At 60.8% G+C, this 19,587-nt stretch carries 11 protein-coding genes and 2 pseudogenes; 10 read left to right on the forward strand and 3 right to left on the reverse strand.

Annotation, left to right across the window (positions count from 1 at the left end; translation table 11 throughout):
• The first annotated feature begins 22 nt into the window (after nucleotides 1–22).
• A complete protein-coding gene (locus ABD742_RS04355; RefSeq protein WP_234754810.1) occupies nucleotides 23–937 on the forward strand; it encodes a hypothetical protein in 915 nt (304 codons plus the stop codon).
• Between the two features lie 1,036 nt (nucleotides 938–1,973).
• Here the strand turns inward: ABD742_RS04355 and ABD742_RS04360 are convergent.
• Nucleotides 1,974–2,453 carry a hypothetical protein gene (locus tag ABD742_RS04360; protein WP_234754808.1) on the reverse strand — a complete coding sequence of 160 codons (480 nt, stop codon included), beginning with the start codon at nucleotides 2,451–2,453 and terminating at the stop codon, nucleotides 1,974–1,976.
• Between the two features lie 179 nt (nucleotides 2,454–2,632).
• On the opposite strand from ABD742_RS04360, the gene ABD742_RS04365 reads away from it, so the two are divergent.
• The 4 genes from ABD742_RS04365 (at nucleotide 2,633) to ABD742_RS04380 (ending at nucleotide 8,517) form a co-directional block, all read left to right on the forward strand.
• Nucleotides 2,633–2,884 carry a helix-turn-helix domain-containing protein gene (locus tag ABD742_RS04365; protein ID WP_234754806.1) on the forward strand — a complete coding sequence of 84 codons (252 nt, stop codon included), beginning with the start codon at nucleotides 2,633–2,635 and terminating at the stop codon, nucleotides 2,882–2,884.
• A 407-nt stretch (nucleotides 2,885–3,291) separates the two neighbouring features.
• On the forward strand, nucleotides 3,292–4,002 hold the full coding sequence (locus tag ABD742_RS04370) for a hypothetical protein (protein ID WP_234754804.1): 711 nt from the start codon (nucleotides 3,292–3,294) through the stop codon (nucleotides 4,000–4,002).
• Between the two features lie 1,066 nt (nucleotides 4,003–5,068).
• The gene (locus tag ABD742_RS04375; RefSeq protein ID WP_234754802.1) at nucleotides 5,069–6,463 is read left to right on the forward strand and encodes an SIR2 family protein; all 1,395 of its coding nucleotides are present in this window, start codon (nucleotides 5,069–5,071) and stop codon (nucleotides 6,461–6,463) included.
• Complete coding sequence (locus ABD742_RS04380) at nucleotides 6,460–8,517, forward strand: ATP-binding protein (RefSeq protein ID WP_234754800.1); 2,058 nt, start codon at nucleotides 6,460–6,462, stop codon at nucleotides 8,515–8,517. Before ABD742_RS04375 ends, ABD742_RS04380 begins: the two co-directional genes overlap by 4 nt.
• 1,672 nt (nucleotides 8,518–10,189) lie before the next feature.
• Here the strand turns inward: ABD742_RS04380 and mobF are convergent.
• Nucleotides 10,190–13,789, reverse strand: a complete 3,600-nt coding sequence (gene mobF / locus ABD742_RS04385) for a MobF family relaxase (protein ID WP_234754795.1) — start codon at nucleotides 13,787–13,789, stop codon at nucleotides 10,190–10,192.
• A gap of 973 nt (nucleotides 13,790–14,762) precedes the next feature.
• Here mobF and ABD742_RS04390 point away from each other — a divergent pair.
• From ABD742_RS04390 to ABD742_RS04400, 3 genes are all read left to right on the forward strand, one after another.
• A complete protein-coding gene (locus ABD742_RS04390) occupies nucleotides 14,763–15,323 on the forward strand; it encodes a recombinase family protein (protein WP_234754792.1) in 561 nt (186 codons plus the stop codon).
• Between the two features lie 61 nt (nucleotides 15,324–15,384).
• A complete protein-coding gene (locus tag ABD742_RS04395) occupies nucleotides 15,385–15,564 on the forward strand; it encodes a DUF4192 family protein (RefSeq protein WP_234754790.1) in 180 nt (59 codons plus the stop codon).
• A 184-nt stretch (nucleotides 15,565–15,748) separates the two neighbouring features.
• Nucleotides 15,749–15,898: a hypothetical protein gene (locus ABD742_RS04400; protein WP_234754788.1), complete on the forward strand. Its 150-nt coding sequence runs from the start codon at nucleotides 15,749–15,751 to the stop codon at nucleotides 15,896–15,898.
• 558 nt (nucleotides 15,899–16,456) lie between these two features.
• On the opposite strand, the pseudogene ABD742_RS04405 reads toward ABD742_RS04400, so the two are convergent.
• Nucleotides 16,457–17,694 (reverse strand): annotated as a pseudogene (locus ABD742_RS04405) (IS110 family RNA-guided transposase).
• A gap of 521 nt (nucleotides 17,695–18,215) precedes the next feature.
• Here ABD742_RS04405 and ABD742_RS04410 point away from each other — a divergent pair.
• Both ABD742_RS04410 and ABD742_RS04415 read left to right on the forward strand, forming a co-directional pair.
• Nucleotides 18,216–18,631, forward strand: a pseudogene (locus ABD742_RS04410) (hypothetical protein).
• A 70-nt stretch (nucleotides 18,632–18,701) separates the two neighbouring features.
• Complete coding sequence (locus ABD742_RS04415) at nucleotides 18,702–19,190, forward strand: LPD29 domain-containing protein (RefSeq protein ID WP_308193910.1); 489 nt, start codon at nucleotides 18,702–18,704, stop codon at nucleotides 19,188–19,190.
• Nucleotides 19,191–19,587 lie beyond the last annotated feature (397 nt).

A 19,587-nucleotide genomic window follows, 5' to 3' on the forward strand; every position in this document is an offset into this window, starting at 1 on the left:
CCTTCCGAATTAGAGTGTGGCCATGTGTGCAAAACGACCCCAAATGTCCGACGTCAGGCCTCGCAGGCTCAGCGCAATCGTGAACATGAATGGCCCTGACCGGTTGAACGTCATAGGCGAAGGCCTGGCGCTCCTTGGAGAGCGCGTCGTTACCTTGGCTGAGTCTGTTGAAAGGTTGGAGCAATCCAAGGAAATCAGCGGTGCGGCTGCGTTGAATGTCATTTGCACCGAGGAAGCTGCCAAGGTGCTCATTCTCCTGGACATGGCTCGGATCCCGCACCCACAAGCCGTGCTCAACGCGGCTTGTGGATATTTCTATGACCATCTCGCCCGAAGCATCTACGCCCGCGTTCACTCCGGAAACCCAGATCACTTCGGGGAAATCATCCGGTACGTAGAGAGCATGAGGGCCAGCCACTACCTCGATGGGCCTACAGGCGCCGACTGGATCTTCCGCAATGACCTCCAACGGGAGCGCGACACTGCGCTCTACGTCGACTATGAGGAGTTGGAGCCAGGAAAGTTCTCCTGGACCGGTGGACACCTGGAATATCTCACCGCGCACCAACCGATTACAGACTTGGTCCTTGCCATGAAAGCTTCCGGGATGCTGACAAAAGCCGGGGCTACAGTCGTTTCTGACACTTGGAAAGGCAGAAAGTTCGAAGCTTCAACGCGGTGGGAAGTCTGCAGGGATCTGAATGGGACGATACTGAACAAGCTCTTCGCTGACGATCAGCAGACCGTAGATCCTGCCGACCTGGACCATTTCAGGGCTGCCCGCTTGGCCGCCGGGAAGATCGTTACCCGGCAGTGGACGTTCCCTCTCCTGCATTTAGACCTCACGATCGAGAACATCACCAAGGAAGAGATCGAAAAGGCACAAGCCGACTCCTACGAGAAATGGCTACGAGAAGAACTCGGCCCGCTCTACTAACCGGCACCACGGCTCGAGACGCAAGCCCAACCGGGGTTCAGAGCACATGTGCCCAGATTCAGGTTCCGACGGCCAGCAACGGGGGAACCGGGCCGTCTCAACATCTCAGCAGAGTTGTTGTTGTCCCGGCGTGTTCGAATTGGTCGATTGACCAGGCGCGCAACACTATAGGTCCATGGGCCTTTCATCAGATTCCACCTTGTCCAGAAGCCTTTCCTAACCCGGGTACGCAAGTCCCCAGGAAAAGGACATTTGGGAAGTTCGCCGTCTCCCAGACAACCAACAAGTCGGCATCATCTTCAAGATCGTTCCTGGGATTTTTGAGGTAGCCCAGACGGGCGATTCCCTGGATCCGTACGAGGTGGCTGGTCCTATGAAGACGCCCTGATCCGCTGCCTCCAGCGCTTCCGTCCGGTTCCCCTCTGATATGGATTTCAGCCAAAAGGCAGGCTTCTGCCGTCGTCTTTGGGCCCGCGGCGGAACACACCCTTTGGCGAAAGTTGTGGGGCTAGTTGTGTTGACCTGAGAGTCCGGCTGAAGGGTATCGGGGGAAGATCCACGTCATCGGCGGTTGGAAGGATCCTCACTCGGATCGATCCTTGCCGTTTCCATGTGATGGCGCTCGTTACGGCATTTCTGCGTCGGCGCGATCGCTATCAGTTCAGCCACAATATTCATAGTCGTGCCACTCTCCGCCAGCGTCGGGTGGAAGGTCAGGCCGGCCGAATTCGCCGTATCAAAGAATCTCGCCCTGGATGACAAGACATTTGAATACTGGTTCGCAGCGCAACTTCTCACTTCAGCGTGTAGATTCTGACAGTTGACCGACGACGGCGGCACCCGGGTGGCGGGGCCCTGTTATCGGCGTGAACGGCGCCCCCGGGTCCTCCCAGCCTGCCAACCGGGCGTTGCGTCGTCCAGAGGCTTGATCTTCACCGGATCGAGTTCGCCGCGACGGCGTGTGTAGCGCTGAGTGTGGATCCACACCCCTTGGATGTGCTCACGCTCTGAATCGCAGTCCTTGTGGCGGGGCCAGTCATTGCCTTCCTTGCGGTAGGCCGCGAGCTGGTCGAGGCGGCGGTGCCAGCGGGCTTCGCCCTCGGATTTCCCTGCGGTTTTCCCGCGACCCCGGCACCAGGGCCAGACCGTCACGGTAGGCCGGGTCCAGGGTCCCCTCTTCCGCTTCGCGCCGGCGCCCGGACAGCCAACGAGCCATCGACCTTTCGCTTCGGCCACTGGAACGGTACTCGGGGAGCCGGCCTCCTGCCGAGACCCAGGTGATGATCTCGTCGATGCGGGCGAGATCCGTGGGGGAAGGGTAGGGAACGGGTGCGGCGTCGGCGGCGGCCTGGTGTTCGGCCTTGAGCCCGGGGTCCTGGCGCCGGCCGATGACCAAGTGGTAACCGACCGTGGAAGGCTCGGCGCGAACGAGGGCAGCGATGCGTTCCCGGCTCAGTCCGAGTCGGTACATCAGCAACCATTCGGGGTCAGGGGCCCGCCGCAACCGCCTGTTCATGATGGACCCCTTCCTGCCATGACCTGGGGACCGGACATCAAGAGTCCGGATCGGGGCACGGCAGCATGGTGTTGACGGACTGTTGAATGGCTCCATTGACGGGCGTCCTGACTGCGCCACCCACGGCCGTGGTGCGCTCTGGCCGCCGTAGTCGGTGTTGGTGCACCTGCGATGAAGCAATGAACGACAAACTCCCGAAGTCGCCCCGCTATCTCACCGTTGAGCAGGCTGTGCAAGAACTGAACGTCAGCGAGGCAGCGATACGATCCCTTCTCCGAAACGGTGAACTTAGAGGCTTCCAGGTCGGTTCCCGTGGGCAGTGGCGCACCGGAATCGATGATCTGCAGACTTACATCGACGAGGCTTACCGGAAGGTCGAGTACAAGATCGCTGGGGGCCACTTCGCCGAAGTAGAGGCCGAGGACTCGTGAGAGCCGATGAGTGGGCTCAGGAGCTGGCAGAGACTGTTGCACATGGGTGGAGTGGTCTTGCGACCATGACCGTGGCGGCGTGCGCTAATGCCGCTGCGAGTGAAGAGGTCATCGCAACTGCAAGGAAAACCGTAGCGGCAGCAGGCTGGGACTTCTATGAGATCGACGCGCGCAGTACTTTCGGCGACCCGGCTCGGTTACAGGACGCCGGCTACGTGATCCTGCGTGACATTCGTGTGCCCCTACGAACGGGGGGTGGTGCTAGTAAGCGCATTCCAACATCTGATCCAGAGGAGCCTTCCGATAGGGATTGCCGTTCGCCAGTCAGCCGCAAGATTCTGTTCACTTGCTCGGCCTGTGGCATGCGAGCATGGTCCGTGGAACACATATCTTGGAAGGGAATATAGATGGCTGCTACGAGCGCATCCGAGTCCAAATGGGAAGACATTCCGTCGACACTTGGATTTGTCAACGTTTCCGTCAGCGTTGACGGAACTGACATGACTCCAGAGGCGAAGAAGTTGGCAGATACGTGCCTGGACTTCCTCAACAACAAGGCCCACTTGCCAGCCGTTCGGTGCGGCAATCTTGGCCGTGGAGCCGCAGCCGGCGGGGTTGCGGCAAAGCTGACTTTCGCCGTCCTCAAATTTCTGGTCGAGAAGGAACTCAAGAAGTTTCGCGATGGCGTTCGGCGCCGTTCACTTCTCTCACTCAGGCGCTCGTTGCCCAAGGTCTACATAAATCTATGGGACGAAAGAGGAAGGAATGCTGACTTCAAACGCATCATGGCTCTGCTCCCGGGCCTGAACAGGCATGTCCTTGCTGAGTTCGCTGGATACGACATCGAGTTCCTAGCCGTCAACGATTCGTCGGCGAAGCAGCACATCACCTGCCGGGCCACTGATGCAGAGCTGATGGTCGAGGATGTGGTCTTGGTCTGGAATTCGTTCCTCGAAGAGCACTCCAACAAGCAATCGATTTCTCTGATGGTGTCCCCCGGTAGATGGGGATCCGCTGCACCCGCTTGTACGACTTACCCATCCCCTTACGACGTCCAGAAAGCTGGTCGTTCTACGCAGCCACCGACAGTAGCGCGTATGGACGACCTGCGACGTTGAGCCAATATTGTGCGTTCCAGGTGAAGCCACGGCTGGATGGCAGTTTGATCCCACTTTGCGAAACCGGACTGGATGTTTGGTGTGGGGATCTACGACGCGACGGACCCCGTTCCAAGGATTCACTGGCTTAGGAGACCGTCTTGGACAACTTTGCTTCGGCGCGCCGCCACCTTCGCCCGAAAGGCCGCGTGGGAATAGCGATCTTTCCTTGCTCGAAGAGGCGATGTTCAGCACCCGGGCGCTGTTTTTGGACGAGGTCGAAATCGAAGTTGAAACGCTACGGCGGCTGAGCGCTATCGGCCACCCCATGCCAGTTTCCGAACACGGCCACGCGGTCAATGGGATATTCGCTCATGTCTATGACCGTTGGTCACGGACCGGGATGCGCTAGGGACCGGAAGCTTTAAGCGCTTTCTTCCGAATAGCTGTCGCGTCCCCTCACGAGGTCGCCGCGTTCCAACTGTAGGATTCGTATTGGCACACATGCGCTTGTTGGCGAGCTAAAGGGGGAACAATGTCGAACTTGCAAAGAGAGCAGAGAAGTCTGTTCAGGCCGTTCAGGCGCTTCACGCGCATCACTCGAAAATGACGTGGAATGCCGGAACTCCAGGTATTGATCCTTGCCTGCGGGACACGCTTGTTTCCCTGAGGGGCGCTCTCAACACAATTGCGGCAACGAAATTGAAAATTGCGACTCAGGTGGATCGAAATAGCGATGTATCAGTGAGCTTGCAAATCATCTGAATCAGCAGCACACGTAGCACCTACGGGCCCGCCCCAGGATGCTTCAGTAGATGACCTCAGGCGTTCTGTGTGAATCTCGCAGACGAGGCTATGTGTTCTTGATTTAGTTTCGGCGATTACTGCCCGCGAGGCTGACGAGATCATCAGGGCCGTTGGATGGGTTGCGAAACTTCGAGAGTCGTAGGACGCACGAGCACTGTCCGCTAATCCTCGGAAATGCACAGCCCTAACGCGGCTGTGCCCCGTGACCGTGAAGCGCGGCGAGCTCGCGCGAATGATTGATCCTTAGCAATAGCTAATATCTGGATATTGAGGAGACCTTGTGGGAGATGTTGACTTGGATGACGGAGGCTTGTTCTTGGTGGGGGGCGTCGTGAAGTCACGACTCACCAATGCTGACCGGCAGATTGTGCAGGATCATTTGGCATCGCTCCTCCAGGTCCACAACCTCGTCATTCTGTTCGGCTCGGGCGCTTCGTTTCATCTTGGCTCTCCGAAGACCCGAGAGCTCAAGAACAGTGCCGTGGAGGACCTGGTGAAATGCGCTGGGATGGCCCTTGATGAAACCGACCACTCACTGTTGGCTCTCCTCAACCCCACAGATAACGGCGATCTTGAGAAGCTCCTGAATGGTCTGCAACTGGCGGCGACGCTGGCTTCTCAGAGCGCCATTGAAGAGGTGACCCTAGGGTCGGGAGACGGAGCGCGAGCTTTCTTAGTCTCGGACGTGGAACAGTTACGGGACAAGATCAATGCTGCCCTGGCATTCGCATGTCGGTTGCCAGCCGATGGAGCGCAGCTCAACGCACCATACGATGAGGACCCCCTCTGGGCGCACAGGACATTCCTTTCACGTTTGGTACGCAGCCGGCGAGGTAACCTGCCTCGGCCGAAGGTCTTCACTACTAACTACGATCTCGTTATCGAGCGCTCCTTGGATCAACTCGGCTATCCTTACATCGATGGTTTCAGCGGAACCGTGAATCGAAAGCTGAACCTGGCCTACTACGGCCTTGACTTCCACAGAGTCGAGACCTCGTCCCAAAACGTCGTTGCACGCGCAGACAACGCGCTGTACTTGCATAAGATTCACGGAAGTCTGAACTGGCGCGCTTCGTTAGAGAAGGACGTCGCCACTGGCATCGAGTCTCTGGAAGTTTTGCAGGTCGCCGATGATTCCGCGGGGCCCGGTCAACGGGTATTGATCTATCCGACTACGGCGAAGGAAGGCGATACTCTCTCCTATCCATATTCGGATCTCCTTCGCTTGCTGGGTGACGCGGTCCAGCAAGACGACACGGCGGTGATCTCCATAGGTTATGGTTTTGCCGACCCACACATCAATCGGATTCTGCTCCGCAGCCTTGCCACAAATCCGGCACTTAATGTTCTGGTGGCAGACCCATTCGCTGTCCTGGGAGACTCGGAGATGTCTTCTGCTCAGGCTCAAGCCGACATTGTTGGGCGAAACCTGAAGGATGCTGGATACACGCCGAGGTCAACGGCTCTCGGCTCGCTGGCTAGCGGTGCAGACTCTCGCATTGCAGTGTTGACGGGAGAAAGTGGCAAGTTCGTCAACCTTGCCGAACTGTTGCCGGACCCTGCTCTCGGCAGCAGTTTGAGCTCACCTGCCGCAATTATCAGCCTTATCGAGTCCCTTGAACAGGCCGCGAAGGTCGTCGCTGCGCCTGCGTCTCCCGGTGGTGCCAAGGAATGAGTGAAGTTGGCGTGATCGGGCGTGTCACCTCTGTCCAAAGTACGACTCTGCGCGTCGCACTGGATGTCGGGGCAAAAGGTTTTACGAAGGTCGGTCCTGACGGCCTACATACTGTGGGAGTCGTCAATTCGTACATCACGGTTCCGGCCGGCGCGCACCGAGTAGTGGCGATCGTAACGGGGGTGCGCATCGGTCCAACTACAGACCATGGTGAACGCAGAACGCTGCGCAGCCAAGACGATCAGAGCGGCTATGAACTCGAAGCCGCTGTCGTGGGCAGGTTTGAGGGTGAGTCGTTCAAGTCGGGACTTACGGGTTATCCACCGCTGCATGCGCCGGTCAGATCAGCAACACGGAGTGAAGTTAAGAGCATTTTCCTGCCTAAAGATGTGCCGTCCCTGCGTTTGGGAAGCTCCGCAATAGCGTCTGAGCAAGATGTCTTCCTTGACGCTAACCTTCTGCTCGGTCATCATTGCGCGGTCGTTGGTTCAACGGGTTCTGGTAAATCCTGCACGGTCACTGCTCTCATTGATGGCCTTCTTGATCATTCAATTCCTAACGGTCACATTGTCATCTTTGACGTGAACGGCGAATACGCCCAGTCGTTCGCTCCCGGGACCGGGCGGGGGAAGGCATCTCGGACGCTTGTTCTCGGCCCCAAACCAGGCCAGGACGACGGACTCTTCATCCCTCACTGGTTCATGAACAACGAGGAGCATTTGGCATTACTGAGAGCCAGCGAAGGGGTACAGGCGCCAGTTCTTCAACGGTCGATAGCCGACGCACGAGCGGCTGAAGGGTCGACGCAACAGGACGTTACCCGTCTTCAGATTATCCAGTCGGGTATCAGCATTATCGGCCAGGTTTTTGGAGACGCGAAGAACTCCGAGGAGCCCACGTACCTGCAGCTTCGCTCCATGCGTGAACTCATCGCTGACCAAGTCAGACAGGGAGGTCTCTGCAAGGTTCAGTGGCAGAACCTGCAGGTGCTCCTCGAGCACGCGATCACCAATTCTGCTGTGCGCAATGTCAAATGGTCCCTGTTGTCTGCCATTCAGAAAGATGTCCTCAGCCAGGCCTTCGCTTCGATGCGGGCGGAGATCTCAGATGCATTCGGGGTCCTTGGTATGGGTAGCGCGCAAGCGGCCCCAGATTTCGATGCACCTGTTTACTACTCGCTTCAGCAGCTTTGCGACTTTTTTCTCCCAAACCGGATCCAGCTTGAGCAGGCTAGTGATAACAAGATCGCTGGCTACGTGGCGACACTTCAAATGCGCCTGAGCCGTCTTCTTGCTGACGGCAGGTATGACTTTATTACTCGTGTGGAGAAGCACACGGATCCGCTCGGAAGCTATTTGAAGGCACTTATGGGTGCTGATCCAACCTCGGGCGATGTCGGGTCCGATTGGCCTGCCGCGCCCCTGTATCGGGATCAAGCAGCAGACCAGGGGACCGGCCCTTCAGTGACAATTCTGGACCTCAGCTTGGTGGCTAGCGACGTGCTGGAGAATGTCACCGCTTTGCTCGGGCGGATTCTTTTCGATTTGGCGGTGAGGAGTGATCCCCGTGCGGAGCATCCGGTCCTTCTGGTGCTGGAGGAAGCCCATCGCTTCATCCCGTCTCGTACGGAGACCAGTGGCTCTGGGAGCAGATCTACGGCCGTATTCGAACGGATTGCCAAAGAGGGACGGAAATTCGGGCTCTCATTGCTAATTGCAAGCCAGCGACCCAGTGAGCTTAGTGAGACTGTTGTGGCTCAGTGCGGTACCGTCGTGGCGCACCGCCTGACCCATGAGGCCGACCAGAACCTATTGCGACATGCGACGGCGCTGAGCTCACGCGCGTTGTTGGACCAGCTTCCCAGTCTGGCTCAGCAGCATGCGCTGGTCACCGGTGTGAGCACGGGTGTGCCCGTCGCAGTGCGGATTCGTGACGTTACAGATCCGCCTAAGAGCGATGACCCGGACTTCATCAGCATCTGGAGGGATGCTGAGAAGCTGAAATCGCTTCCTAAACATATCGACAGACTGGTTGCCGACTGGCAGGGGGAGTAGGTGCGCGCCGATGACCTGCATTTCGTGGTGCAGTCCACGGCCGGGAGGTCATTGGGGTTGAATCCCATGTCGCGCTCTGGGACAGGAAGGGTCGCGAGCTCGGGCGGCTGCACCCTTCAGTAGTCAGGCAAGGAGCATGCAAAACAATCCCATGGAAAACAGCACAATCAGGGCTTTCCGTTTCATGACGAATATAAACGGGGAATAACCAGTGATGTACCCATCATTGAGAGCACTATCCATTGTGTGGCTGCATGGTTTCATCGTAGCGACAGAGTGAAGTCTGGACGAGGACTGGGCTCAAAAGATGTGTCAAGACGGGTGGGGTACTACCCGGAGGCTTCCTCTCCAGCGGAGGTTTAAACTACCAACTAACGGGCTTCGAATCAGCGCCGCTCTGGGACGGCCAACCGACGCCGGAGCATCTCACACCGGGGCCCATGACTGTCTTCCAATAACTTCGTCGAAAAACAGCCGCGCAGCAATGACGGAAGACATTTGGCCCGGAAGACGCGTCGAAACCGATACTTATGTCGACACCAAACCCAACAGTATTGGGGTAGACACATAATCGCCCTTGGCGATGCCTGACAGACCGGCGCCCAGCAATTGAGCGTGGAACAGCGCACAGCCTTCGCCAACGACCGGCTTAACCTCCAGTCCGTCGACGGTCCCACCAACAGCCGATAGAAGGGCGACGGCGACCCAGCCAGCTCACAGGCTGCCGCCGAACAAGAGCTTCCGCTGCGATTACGTCGCCCGGCAGATCTCCCTCAAGGCCACTTACAACCTGTGGGTCACCCAAACCGAACATGACGCCATGGCACGCGTCCAGGGTGACTGCTCGAACGAGACAGCCCCACCAACCAGAAGCCACCGGCAACGCCCGAACCCACCGGCAACGCCCGAACCCACCCCCGCCACCCCGGCACTGTGCAAGGACGGATCGCTGTCCTACTCCGCAAACCACAGCGCTCGGAGGCCGAATTCCCGGCGGCCCTGCGGGTCTCAGCCGCGCGGCTAGCCGAGGCGACGAGAAGCACGTTCAATCAATTCAGCTCGGCGCAAGAGGGATTTTGACTACTTGAAGCTCATCGAATTGCCGCGGCGTACGATCCTCGGTTTTGACCGAGTTTCGTTACGGGGGCCCAGGCGAGGAAATTCGAAGCCTGTACATAGTATGTGGCGGGCCAAGGCGCACCAGGCCTGATCTGGGTCGGATCCGGTGATATCAGCAGGACGGATCCGACCCAGATAGGTTCTTCCAGTGCTTCCAGCCATACGTGCTGAACGTGTCCGAAACGGTTCCAGTTAATGGTGATCCACGATCCGGTGGGTTCGAGAGCATCGATGCTGAGGACTGTGATTTCCGCCGTCGTCCGGTGAGCTCGCTTCTCCTCCTCGAGGTGGCTCCACCTTAGCTTGGCATTTGCGAGCCAGTCGCGACGGCGATGGGTCCGAAGCAACCAGATGATGCAGAGGATGAAGGTGGAGGGCAGCACGGCAGCCCAGCCAAACACTTGGACGGCATCTGGAGGCCAACTTACCGCCAGGTTCTGCAAAACGAACACCGCGCATAGCGCAACCACCGCGCTGGCGAGAATCAGGGCGGGCGTTGCGACTTTCGGCTTGATAGCTGGATTCGAAATCATGAGTTGCCTTCCCGACCAGTTTAGAGGTGCCAACCGACATTGATAAGGCTGATGTCCTGCGCAACCGAGTCTTCTGCCCACCGGCCAGATTGTTGATGCGCGATGGAGCGGGACGCGGTCCGTTCAATGATGCGCTGAAGGTTTTCGTACTGCGATTTCCGTTCCCACTCATATTCCGCCGGAACAGGTCCCAGCGGATGCGGTGAGTTGTCGATGCCCCATCTGTCCCGGTAGGTGGAGACTCTGCCAATCACGGGGAGTGTGTCATCCAAACTCACACTTGGCGGCAGGGACCCTAGGAGGTTTTGCTTCCATTCGGGGTCATGCATCAGTGCTTCGAAGGTGACTTGGTCGGCCCTGTCTTGTATTCGCTTCTGTGCCTGGCTGATCATGCTTGCGAGATCATGACGCTCGGTGTGGATCGGCTCGGCCAGAGGATCAGGCCCGGAGGCGGGCATTCCGTTGAAGAAGCCTCGTAGCCGTGCATGGACCACGGCCGCGGCATCTTTGGCTGACGTGCTTGTCTCCAACGCCTTGGCGAGAACCCGCTGAGCACTTGGACGGCTGATGCCCGTGGACCGGCGCCAGGCTGCCACGGCCGCTCCCCACGACCGGGATTGTCGCAACTCGTCAATCTTCCCGGGACTGTGAACCTCGAGGAACTTGGTCAGGTCCTCGGAGGCAGCAATCTGGGCGAGGTAGTCGTATTCGGCACTGAGCCGTTCCAGATTGTCGGCGGTTGATTGTTCGGCGTCGCGGATCTCGTGGGCGGTTCGTTCGGCCCCTTCAGCCGCGAGCACTTCACCTAGGATCTCCCGCCACGACGCCTGCAAGGATGGATCGAGAGGTTCGTCGTCCAGAGGGTCGTTTTCGCTGATGTACGCGTAGTTGCCTGCTCGTCCGCGGGTCATGCTCACGTACAGAAGCTCGCGGGTAAGTCTGCCCTGTGTGACGACAGTGTGGCCTGCGTCCACCGTGATGCCCTGGGAGCGATGGGCCGTTGTCGCGTATCCCAGCTCCACCGCAGATTCAACATAGTCGCGGTGCAGGGTGACGGTGGCCCCCGTGTCTTTGCGGACCGCAACAAGGGAACCGTCGCGCCTGCCAGTGCGTACGACGTCGAGCATGATGCCGTTACGGATGAAGTCACCATTGCTGTCCGCAACCGTGCGGTCGTTGCGGCGCGCGATGACCGTGTCGCCGCGACCGGCGCGCAGCCCGTCGCCCAGAAGGGCTGTCTGTTCGGCGTCGACAAGGCCTTGGTTCACGCGGTCGGCTTGGGCGCGTTCGTTGAGCATCCCGACGGTGTCGTTGTCCGCGGCGATCAGGATGGACGACTTTCCGGAATGCATGTCGGATTGCCAGTTCAGATAGGCCTGGTCAATCATGTCCAGATAGGACCCGTGCCTGATTCTCTGGTGCTGGGCATAGTCGGTGATGGCGGCGACGTCCCCGGCCCGGAGCTTCAGCGATGCGTCACGTTCCCAGGCATGCTCGAACCGCCAGATGGTGCTCAACCGGCTGGTTCTGCCCTGCCGGTCCAACCAGCCGAGAACACCGCCAGCGTCAATGGCATCCAGCTGCCCAGGATCACCCACCAACAGGACCTTGGCCCCGGCATCCCTGGCCTGGTGCACCAGGGCCGACAGCTGAACGGTGGACACCATCGAGGCCTCGTCGACGACTACCAACTGGTTCGGATGGAACCGCCACCGATCCTGCTCCGCGGCCAGGCGGGTAGCTTCCTGCGCCATGCGGGTATTCGCCGCCAACGAATTGCCCAGATGCCCCTCGACGGTAAAGAAGCGCACAGCCCTATGATTGGCGCCTTCCCCCACTGACTCGTACAGCCACTTGCTGACGTTCTCCGTGACCATTGCAAGTTCACGTCCCAGAACGTCAGCGCTCGCCGCCGCCGGGGCGAGTCCGACGACGCTGCCAGGCCCGAATTCTGCTTCCCACGCCGTTTTGATTGCGCCGAGAGTGGTGGTCTTGCCAGTGCCGGCCGGTCCGACGACGGCATCGAGCCGGTTTCCGCTCAGCAGAACCTCCGCGGCAGCGGCGCGCTGATCCTTATGCAGCCCGAATTTCCCGTGATGTTGGTAGCCGGCGAGTACCTCCATAGCGACGGTCGCGCCGACGGCCGGGCCGGCGCCATCCTTCCTTGCCGTCATGATGGCCTCCTCACAGGCAAGGGTCATCGCGTCGGTGTAGAGACGGGAGCCGTGGAAGTCGAAGACGCTTCTTTTGCCGAGGCGCAGATCCGGCTGCGCCTCCGCGGGGACGCCGTACCGGCAGTCGGTCAGGGGGACCGATTGGGCTTCTGCGGCGGTGGCCACGGCGTCGGTCAGCGCGTTGCGATCCTCCGGAGTGGCGCAGCGGATGGCGGCGCAGACCCGTTCGGCCTCGGCGAGCAGGTTCCAGCGGTTCCAGGTGGCGCGTCTGGTCGCGACCCGGTCCCGCGTGAGTGTTGCGACTCCGTAGATCCAGTCGGCGGTGAAGTCGGACGAGCGGAACGGAGCGGTCCGTGACCGCCTCACTGTGTTGGCGAGCACGAGCCGGGGGTTGAAGCCTTTGGTGGCTGCCCTTCCGCGCCACCGGGCGGAGAGCTCGTGAAGTGGCGCGATAGTGTCGGGTTTGGCTGTTCGGGTGGATAGGGTGGCCTGTTGGCGGAGCTTGATGGTGGTGGTCGCCGTTGGGGAAGTCCCGTGGTCTGTGGTCCATTCGGCCACGAGCCGGTCGGTCTCCAGCTCGATGAGGCGTGACCGGTGGGAGAATTCGCGGATCAGGCTGTCGTGGACCCCGGTCAGCTGCGCACTCGGGTTATGCGTGGTGGCTGCGGGCTCGCGGATGTCGGTGTCGGTCCCGAGGTGGCGGTGGAGGGCATCGAAGAGCAGTCCGTTGTAGTGTTCGCTGGCAGCGACGGCGGCCTTGTAGAGCGTCCGGGAGTCCAGGGTGACCCATGCGCCGTCTGTGATCCGCTGGACGCGGTTGGCGATGACCAGGTGCGTGTGCAGCTGCGGGTCCCCGGCGCGCGACTCCCAATGATCAAAGGCGGCGGCGATGGCTCCGTGGGTGCCGATGCGGGCGACGCCGTTGCGTCCGGCACGGGTGTGGATGACAAGTTCCTCCAGCCACTCCAGGGTGGCGTTGACGGCGTCATGGTGGGTCTGCAGGATCTGATCCTGGACCGACCTGGGGCTCAGCGCCCAGAGCACGGACACAGATTTAGGCACGCTGAACGTCAGATCGAATCCGGCGACAGCGCGGCGCTTGCCGGCTTGTCCCTGGCTGTTTTGGACGAGTGTGGGCTGGCCGTGCGCGCGGCCCAGGGGAGCGCCGGTGTCCGGATGGACAGTTTCATCGAAGATGGCTTTCGTATCGGTTTCAGTGACAACGTCGCCGCTGGTGCGGTTGATGCCTAGCAGCCCACTCCCGAGCCAGCGCCCTTGCGGGGTCCCGGCCTTCATGTAGTAGCTTGTGGCGTCCGGGGGAGTCGACGAAACATCGTCCATCATCGTGGATTTGAACAAGTACTTCAGGCCCGACTGCGCGGAGAGCCTGGCGATGGACATGGTCATGGCCGGGGGAGCGTCGATGAGCGACGGGATGCGATCCAACCACGACGGCGAAGGATGGCCAGCGTTGCGCGGTCTAGTGCGATGCGTTGTGCATGCGAGACTGCAACCAATCGGGCGGCGACGTGCGCCAGGTCTTGGATATTGTTTCGTTGGGCGCGTTTGAGACGGGTGAGCTCACTTTGGAGAAAGCTGATGCGCTCCTGCTGGTCGGAGCTTTCTGCCTCGAGGCGTTCGAGTTCTGACCTCTGGGACCGGAACGCTGTCTGGAGTGCGTCTATGCGTTGTAGGTGGATCTTGGTGTGTGCCTCGTGTTCTTGGCTCGGGGTAGGTTGACTGGCGGCGAGCTCCGAAGCGCACTCCGTTCCGGGGCGCTTATTGGTCGCCAGCGGGACCGACGCTCCCCGCGCCCGTTGGCGCCGTCGACGGTCACGCTGCCTGTTGGCGCAGCGCGTTGTACAAAACCGCTGCGAGGTGCGAGACGGTTCAAAGCCTTCGAGGCATTCGACGCAAACTTTTCCACTCACGTCGATTCATCAACGCTGGATACAACCGCGACATGACACGCCGTGAGTCAGCGCTCACGACTGCCTTGGATGCCAGAGGTGTAAATGATGCGGAAGTTCCTTCTGAGGGCAGAGGGATGACAATTGTGGTGCCGCTTGGCGACGTCTACTTACATTGGTGCGGGTGAGCCCGTAGAAGTAAATGACGCGGGATTCTTGGGTGTGCCGGACTTTCGCCGTAGAGCACGTGGGTCAGTCCTAAGACACGCTGGGACTCAGCCTGCCCCCATTCGCCGCCCCGGAATTCGGGCCGGATTGTCTCGAGAGATCAGCGCCCTTGGTCAACGGGCGTGGGGCGCGTTTTTGACCGTCTGGTTGGGGTATACCCCAGACTGACGTCAGGCATGATCCCGAACTACATGTCAGAATGAAGTCCATATTTCCATTTATTGACACATGCTGCCCAGGGTCTTAGATTTCATCCTGACAGTTCCAATAATGGAGGTAACGTGAGCGGTCAGCGTTTGGGATACATCCGGGTCAGCAGCCTGGATCAGAGTACACAGCGCCAGCTCGAGGACATCCAATTGGGCAGGGTATTCACCGACAAGGCATCGGGCAAAGACGTGAAGCGGCCCCAGCTTGAGGAACTCCTGAAGTTCGCCCGCGACGGAGACACCGTGATCGTGCACAGCATGGACCGGTTGGCACGCAACCTCGATGACCTGCGCTCCCTCGTGCAAAAATTGACCGGCCGGGGCGTACGCATCGAGTTCCTCGAGGAAAGCCTTGTCTTCACAGGGGAAGACTCACCACTGGCGAACCTCATGCTCTCCGTCATGGGCGCCTTCGCGGAATTCGAGCGCGCCCTCATCGGTGAACGCCAACGCGAAGGCATAACCCTGGCCAAAAAACGCGGAGCCTACCGGGGACGCAAGAAAGCCCTGTCCACCGAAAAAGCTGCCGACCTGGCCCGCCGCGCCGCGGCCGGGGAACCAAAAGCCGCCCTGGCCCGCGAATACGGAATCAGCCGCCAAACCGTTTACCAATACATCCACCCGACCGGCTGACTCGCACCGGGGTTATCGACCCCTAGATTGCCCCTGAAGACACCGTCAGGAGTACCAGGCCTTGATCGGCTGGCTGGCATACCTCAAAGGCCAGTCCTCGGTCGCGGCAGATCATTTCGCCGCCGCCCTCGCGGACACGCCCGGCTACCGGCTCGCTGAACTGATGGATCAGCTCGTCAGCCGGGGAACCATCGCCCCCGTCGCCAAGGACGAGCACACCTCCTACAAGAAGCACCGCTAAAAGAAACCGGGGGCCGGAACCGTTCAAGGTCCGGCCCCCGGCGCGGCGGCGGCCTCCCCCGCTGGCGCTCCTCCGGCCGCCGATCAACGCTGACGCGGGCGCAGCACCCAGAACAAGGTCCAAGCACCCCCGCCGGGCTACAGTGGAAAGGCAACAGCCACCACGCATGCCAGGGAGCGGCACCATGAGCCACGACTTCATCCTCACGGACGACGACGCCGCACCAGCCGGCGCTACCCACGCTCAGGACGTCCTCGAACTGTCCATGCTCACCCTGCACCAGGGTTCCTCCGTCGTGGACCTCTCCTGGGAAAAATCACCGCTGGACCAATAACGCCGCAGCAACGACGCTGCACCACCAGGTTTCCTTTTGCTGAGGGAAAAACTGAGGCCGGCCCCTAAAGGGCCGGCCTCAGCCCTTTAAAGCTGCTCAAAAAGGGCCTCGCTGCGCTCGGGCTGTAAAAGCGCTTTTTGTGTTTTTTGCTGCTGTCCTGCGGATCGTACGTGCCCGCTCCACCGGCTCAACCGTCCTGCGGACGGCGGCGCACCGGATGCCTTGTGTCGGCGCTGCGCCTATTTCCTCCCACAATCCGTCCGCTGCTTGCCCTGCGGGTTGCACCGGCTCCGTCGGGCACAGCTACGCGATGCTCCGCCAGCAGCAAAAAACAACCGGGGGAGAAGGGGAGCTGGCCGGTCACCTCAGCCGCCCCCGCCCACCGAAAGGACCAAGCCCATGAGCAACACCAAAACGCACAAATCCCAAGCAACAACACCGACCGCGAGGGACCCCATCCCATAGCCGGACACCCGAGGAATCCGTTGACAACATCATTGAGATTCCTTCGGATTGTACGTGTCCGCTCCACCCCGTCTAATACGAAAGTAAGGGTGGTCAGGCTGCGTTGGCGGCGGTGATGGTGACGTTGAATCCGAGGCTCTTGAGTTTCTTGATGGCGTTGTTCTTGGCTTTGATCGGGTCCAGGCGGGTGAAGTGGTCGGCGCCGGGGTCGGCGTAGCATTCGCCGTTGGCGAGCATGTGCCAGACGGCGGTGAGGATGGAGTGTTCGACGGCCACGGTGGCTTTCATGGGTCCGCGGCGGGCGGCGACGCGCCAGTATTTTGTGGCCAGGTAGGTGTCCTTGCTCCGGGAAGCGGACAGGGCCGCGATGCCCAGGGCGCCTTTGAGGTATTTGTTGCCGGGCAGGATGTGGCTGACTTGATCCGTCCGGCGGATTCGTTGGCGCCGGGACAGACGCCGGTCCAGGAAGCGAGCCGGCCGGGTGTTTCGAAGCGGGACATGTCCGCGCCGGTTTCGGCGATGATCACGTCGGCGACTTTGAGTGAGACTGCGGGGATGGTGGCCAGGAATTCCCTGGCGGCACGAAAGGGCTCCATCGCTTCCTCGATCCGTCCGGTGAGCGCGTCGATGATGCGGGACTGGGCATCGATCTGGTCCAGATGCAACCGGGCCATGAACGCGTGGTGGCTTTTGAATCGGCCGGTGAGGGCCTCCACGAGCTCGGGGATTCTGGAGCGGAGGGTGCCTTTGGCGAGGCCGGCGAGGACCTCTGGGTCGCGTTCACCGCTGACGAGGGCTTCGAGCATCGCCCGGGACGAAACACAGGTGAGGTCCGAGACCACGGAGGAGCGCTTGATCCCGGAGCCTTCTAGGAACTTCTCCAGGCGCTGGATCTCGCGGGTCCGGTCACGGGCGGCAATGGCCCGGGCCCTGGTCAGGTCCCGCAGTTCACGGATCGGTTCGGGCGGGACGAACGAGGCGCGAAGCAGCCCGTGCGCGCCCAGCTGAGCGAGCCAGGCCGCGTCAGAGACATCGGTTTTGCGGCCCGGGATGTTCCTTGCGGCCTTGGCGTTGACCAGCATTACCGGCAGCGTCTCTTCGAGGAGATAGGAGAAGGGTTTCCAGTTATCGCTCGTGGCTTCCATGACGACCGTGGTGACGTGCTCGCGTTCCAGGAAGTCCCGCAGGGCAAGGACCTGGCCTGTGGTTGCGCCCCACGTTGTGACCGTGGAGGTGTAGGTTCCGGCCCGCTGCCCGGGCAGCCGGAGACAGACCTTCGCGTCGCGTTTGGAAATATCCAAACCGGCAGCCCGCTCGTGCACGATATCCATGACTGTTCCTCCTCACACCTTGACCTCGTTATGTCGGCGTCTGCCGAGGGGAGGACAGGGAAAACAGAGGAATCTAACACTCGTGCTCCAAAGGCAACAATCCACGGTTCCCGTGGAAGCCCTCCGCGCCACGCTAGCCCACAGGCTTAACCACGGCACCATAGACGGACCGGCGTCCACCGCGGCAGACACCTCCATGATCCGCCCGAAACCTGATCCGCGGCCAGAGCCCGGGGCGAGGCAACCGCATACTTTCTCCCACCACGGCGCGACAGCGACGCTGGACCGCTAGCCCCTCCGTTCCTCCGGGGCCCGCGGCCCGAAGAATCGACTCCGGCGCTCCTGCGTCGCTTATTTCCTGCGCAGATTCCACGGTCCTTGCCCTGCGGGTAGACAGGCCTCCGTCGGCCACAGCTCCGCAAGCTTCGCCAGCAGCCAAAAAACAACGGGGGAGGAGCCGAGAGTAGCGGGCCGGGTCACGCCGCTCCCTCACTCAATCCTCTGCAAAGGACACCAAAACCATGAACGCAATCGCTACCGCGACCATCACCACCAAGGACACCGGCGAAGAGATCCACGGCATCACCGTGCTGGGCGATTACCACATGAACGGCGGCTACGACTGGATGGAACTCATCGAACAACACGGCTGGGCCGTGATCCCCAGCTGGGGGTGCGATGGCTGGGACCTGGGCCAGTGGCCCTACGTCATGGTCGCCGCCACACGCACCGCTGACAACATCGGCAACCTGTTCGGCATGGCCACGTTCGGACGACCTTCTATAGGACCAAGGCCCGGTTCTGGGATGCGATCAGCGAACAGGCGTTCTTCCACTGGAAGAACGGACAGGCCCAAGGACCGGAAGACCTGCCCACGGCGGCGGCTGAGCTGCCCAGCCGCTACCGCCAGCCGTGCACCGTCTGGAACGCCGCCTAACCACCGCCTGACAGGTGCCCCGCTCCGCACGGAGCGGGGCACACCACCGCCGCGAGAAGCGAGGAGCACCATGAACACCACCACCTATGTCACGGCCATCGACACCGCAAAACTCATCCGCAAGGCCCTGAAAGCCGGATTCCCCGGACAAAAGTTCTCGGTTCAGACGGACAAGTACAGCGGCGGCGCCACCATCAATATCCTCTGGACCGACGGACCAAGCGAGCAAGCCGTGAAGGAAATCACCGCCGAATTCGAAGGCGGCAAGTCCGACGCCACCGGCGATTTCACCGTCCCGGTCACCCAGGAGAAGGACGGGCAGCGGACCCGCTACGGTGCCCGGCACATCTGGACCGAGCGCAGCGTCAGCGAGGAAACTTACAAGGCGATTGAACCCGAAGTTCTCGCCGCCCTGGACCTTGACGCGCCCGATCATGGCCAGTCCTACCAGGTTCCGCCGCTCGTGCTGGAGGCCTGCCCGGGCTGGCACCACGAGAGGGCCACCATCAGGGAATTCGCCCGTGCCATCGCCAACCACAGGGGAACCACCCAAGCCTAGTCAGAGGGTGGCCGGCTCCTTGGGCCGGTCACCTCCCTTGCTGGTTCCCGTCCGACGGAGCGGCCGGAAACCGAAACCTGGTACTCGCCCGCTCGCACCAGGTATTCGGGCGTCCGCTGCGCGGCCGGCTGTGGGGTCCAGGGCGCGCCGTCGCAGAGCTCCGGACCCCCTGGCCCTGTTTTGTCTACGACGATGCTCCTATAGGCGTCAAATTGTGTTTTGGGCTGCTTGCTCGGTCAACCATTGGCGGCAAGTTCGCCGCAAGGGTGTCGTTACGGAGGAGGCCTCGTTCCAGGAGGGAGATCTTGGAGGGCCATTGGCCAAGTCGGCGGGCTGCGGTCGTGATGGTGAGGCCGAGCGTGGTGCGCGTGTGGCGCAGATCCGTGTTGTTTTGGGC

The sequence above is a fragment of the Arthrobacter ramosus genome (assembly GCF_039535095.1).
GTDB classification, from domain to species: domain Bacteria; phylum Actinomycetota; class Actinomycetes; order Actinomycetales; family Micrococcaceae; genus Arthrobacter; species Arthrobacter ramosus.

Coding starts and splice junctions, on each gene's coding strand:
- ABD742_RS04355 (WP_234754810.1), top strand. CDS start 23: ATGTGTGCAAAACGACCCCAAATGTCCGACGTCAGGCCTCGCAGGCTC.
- ABD742_RS04360 (WP_234754808.1), bottom strand. CDS start 2,453: ATGAACAGGCGGTTGCGGCGGGCCCCTGACCCCGAATGGTTGCTGATG.
- ABD742_RS04365 (WP_234754806.1), top strand. CDS start 2,633: ATGAACGACAAACTCCCGAAGTCGCCCCGCTATCTCACCGTTGAGCAG.
- ABD742_RS04370 (WP_234754804.1), top strand. CDS start 3,292: ATGGCTGCTACGAGCGCATCCGAGTCCAAATGGGAAGACATTCCGTCG.
- ABD742_RS04380 (WP_234754800.1), top strand. CDS start 6,460: ATGAGTGAAGTTGGCGTGATCGGGCGTGTCACCTCTGTCCAAAGTACG.
- ABD742_RS04400 (WP_234754788.1), top strand. CDS start 15,749: ATGAGCCACGACTTCATCCTCACGGACGACGACGCCGCACCAGCCGGC.
- ABD742_RS04415 (WP_308193910.1), top strand. CDS start 18,702: ATGAACACCACCACCTATGTCACGGCCATCGACACCGCAAAACTCATC.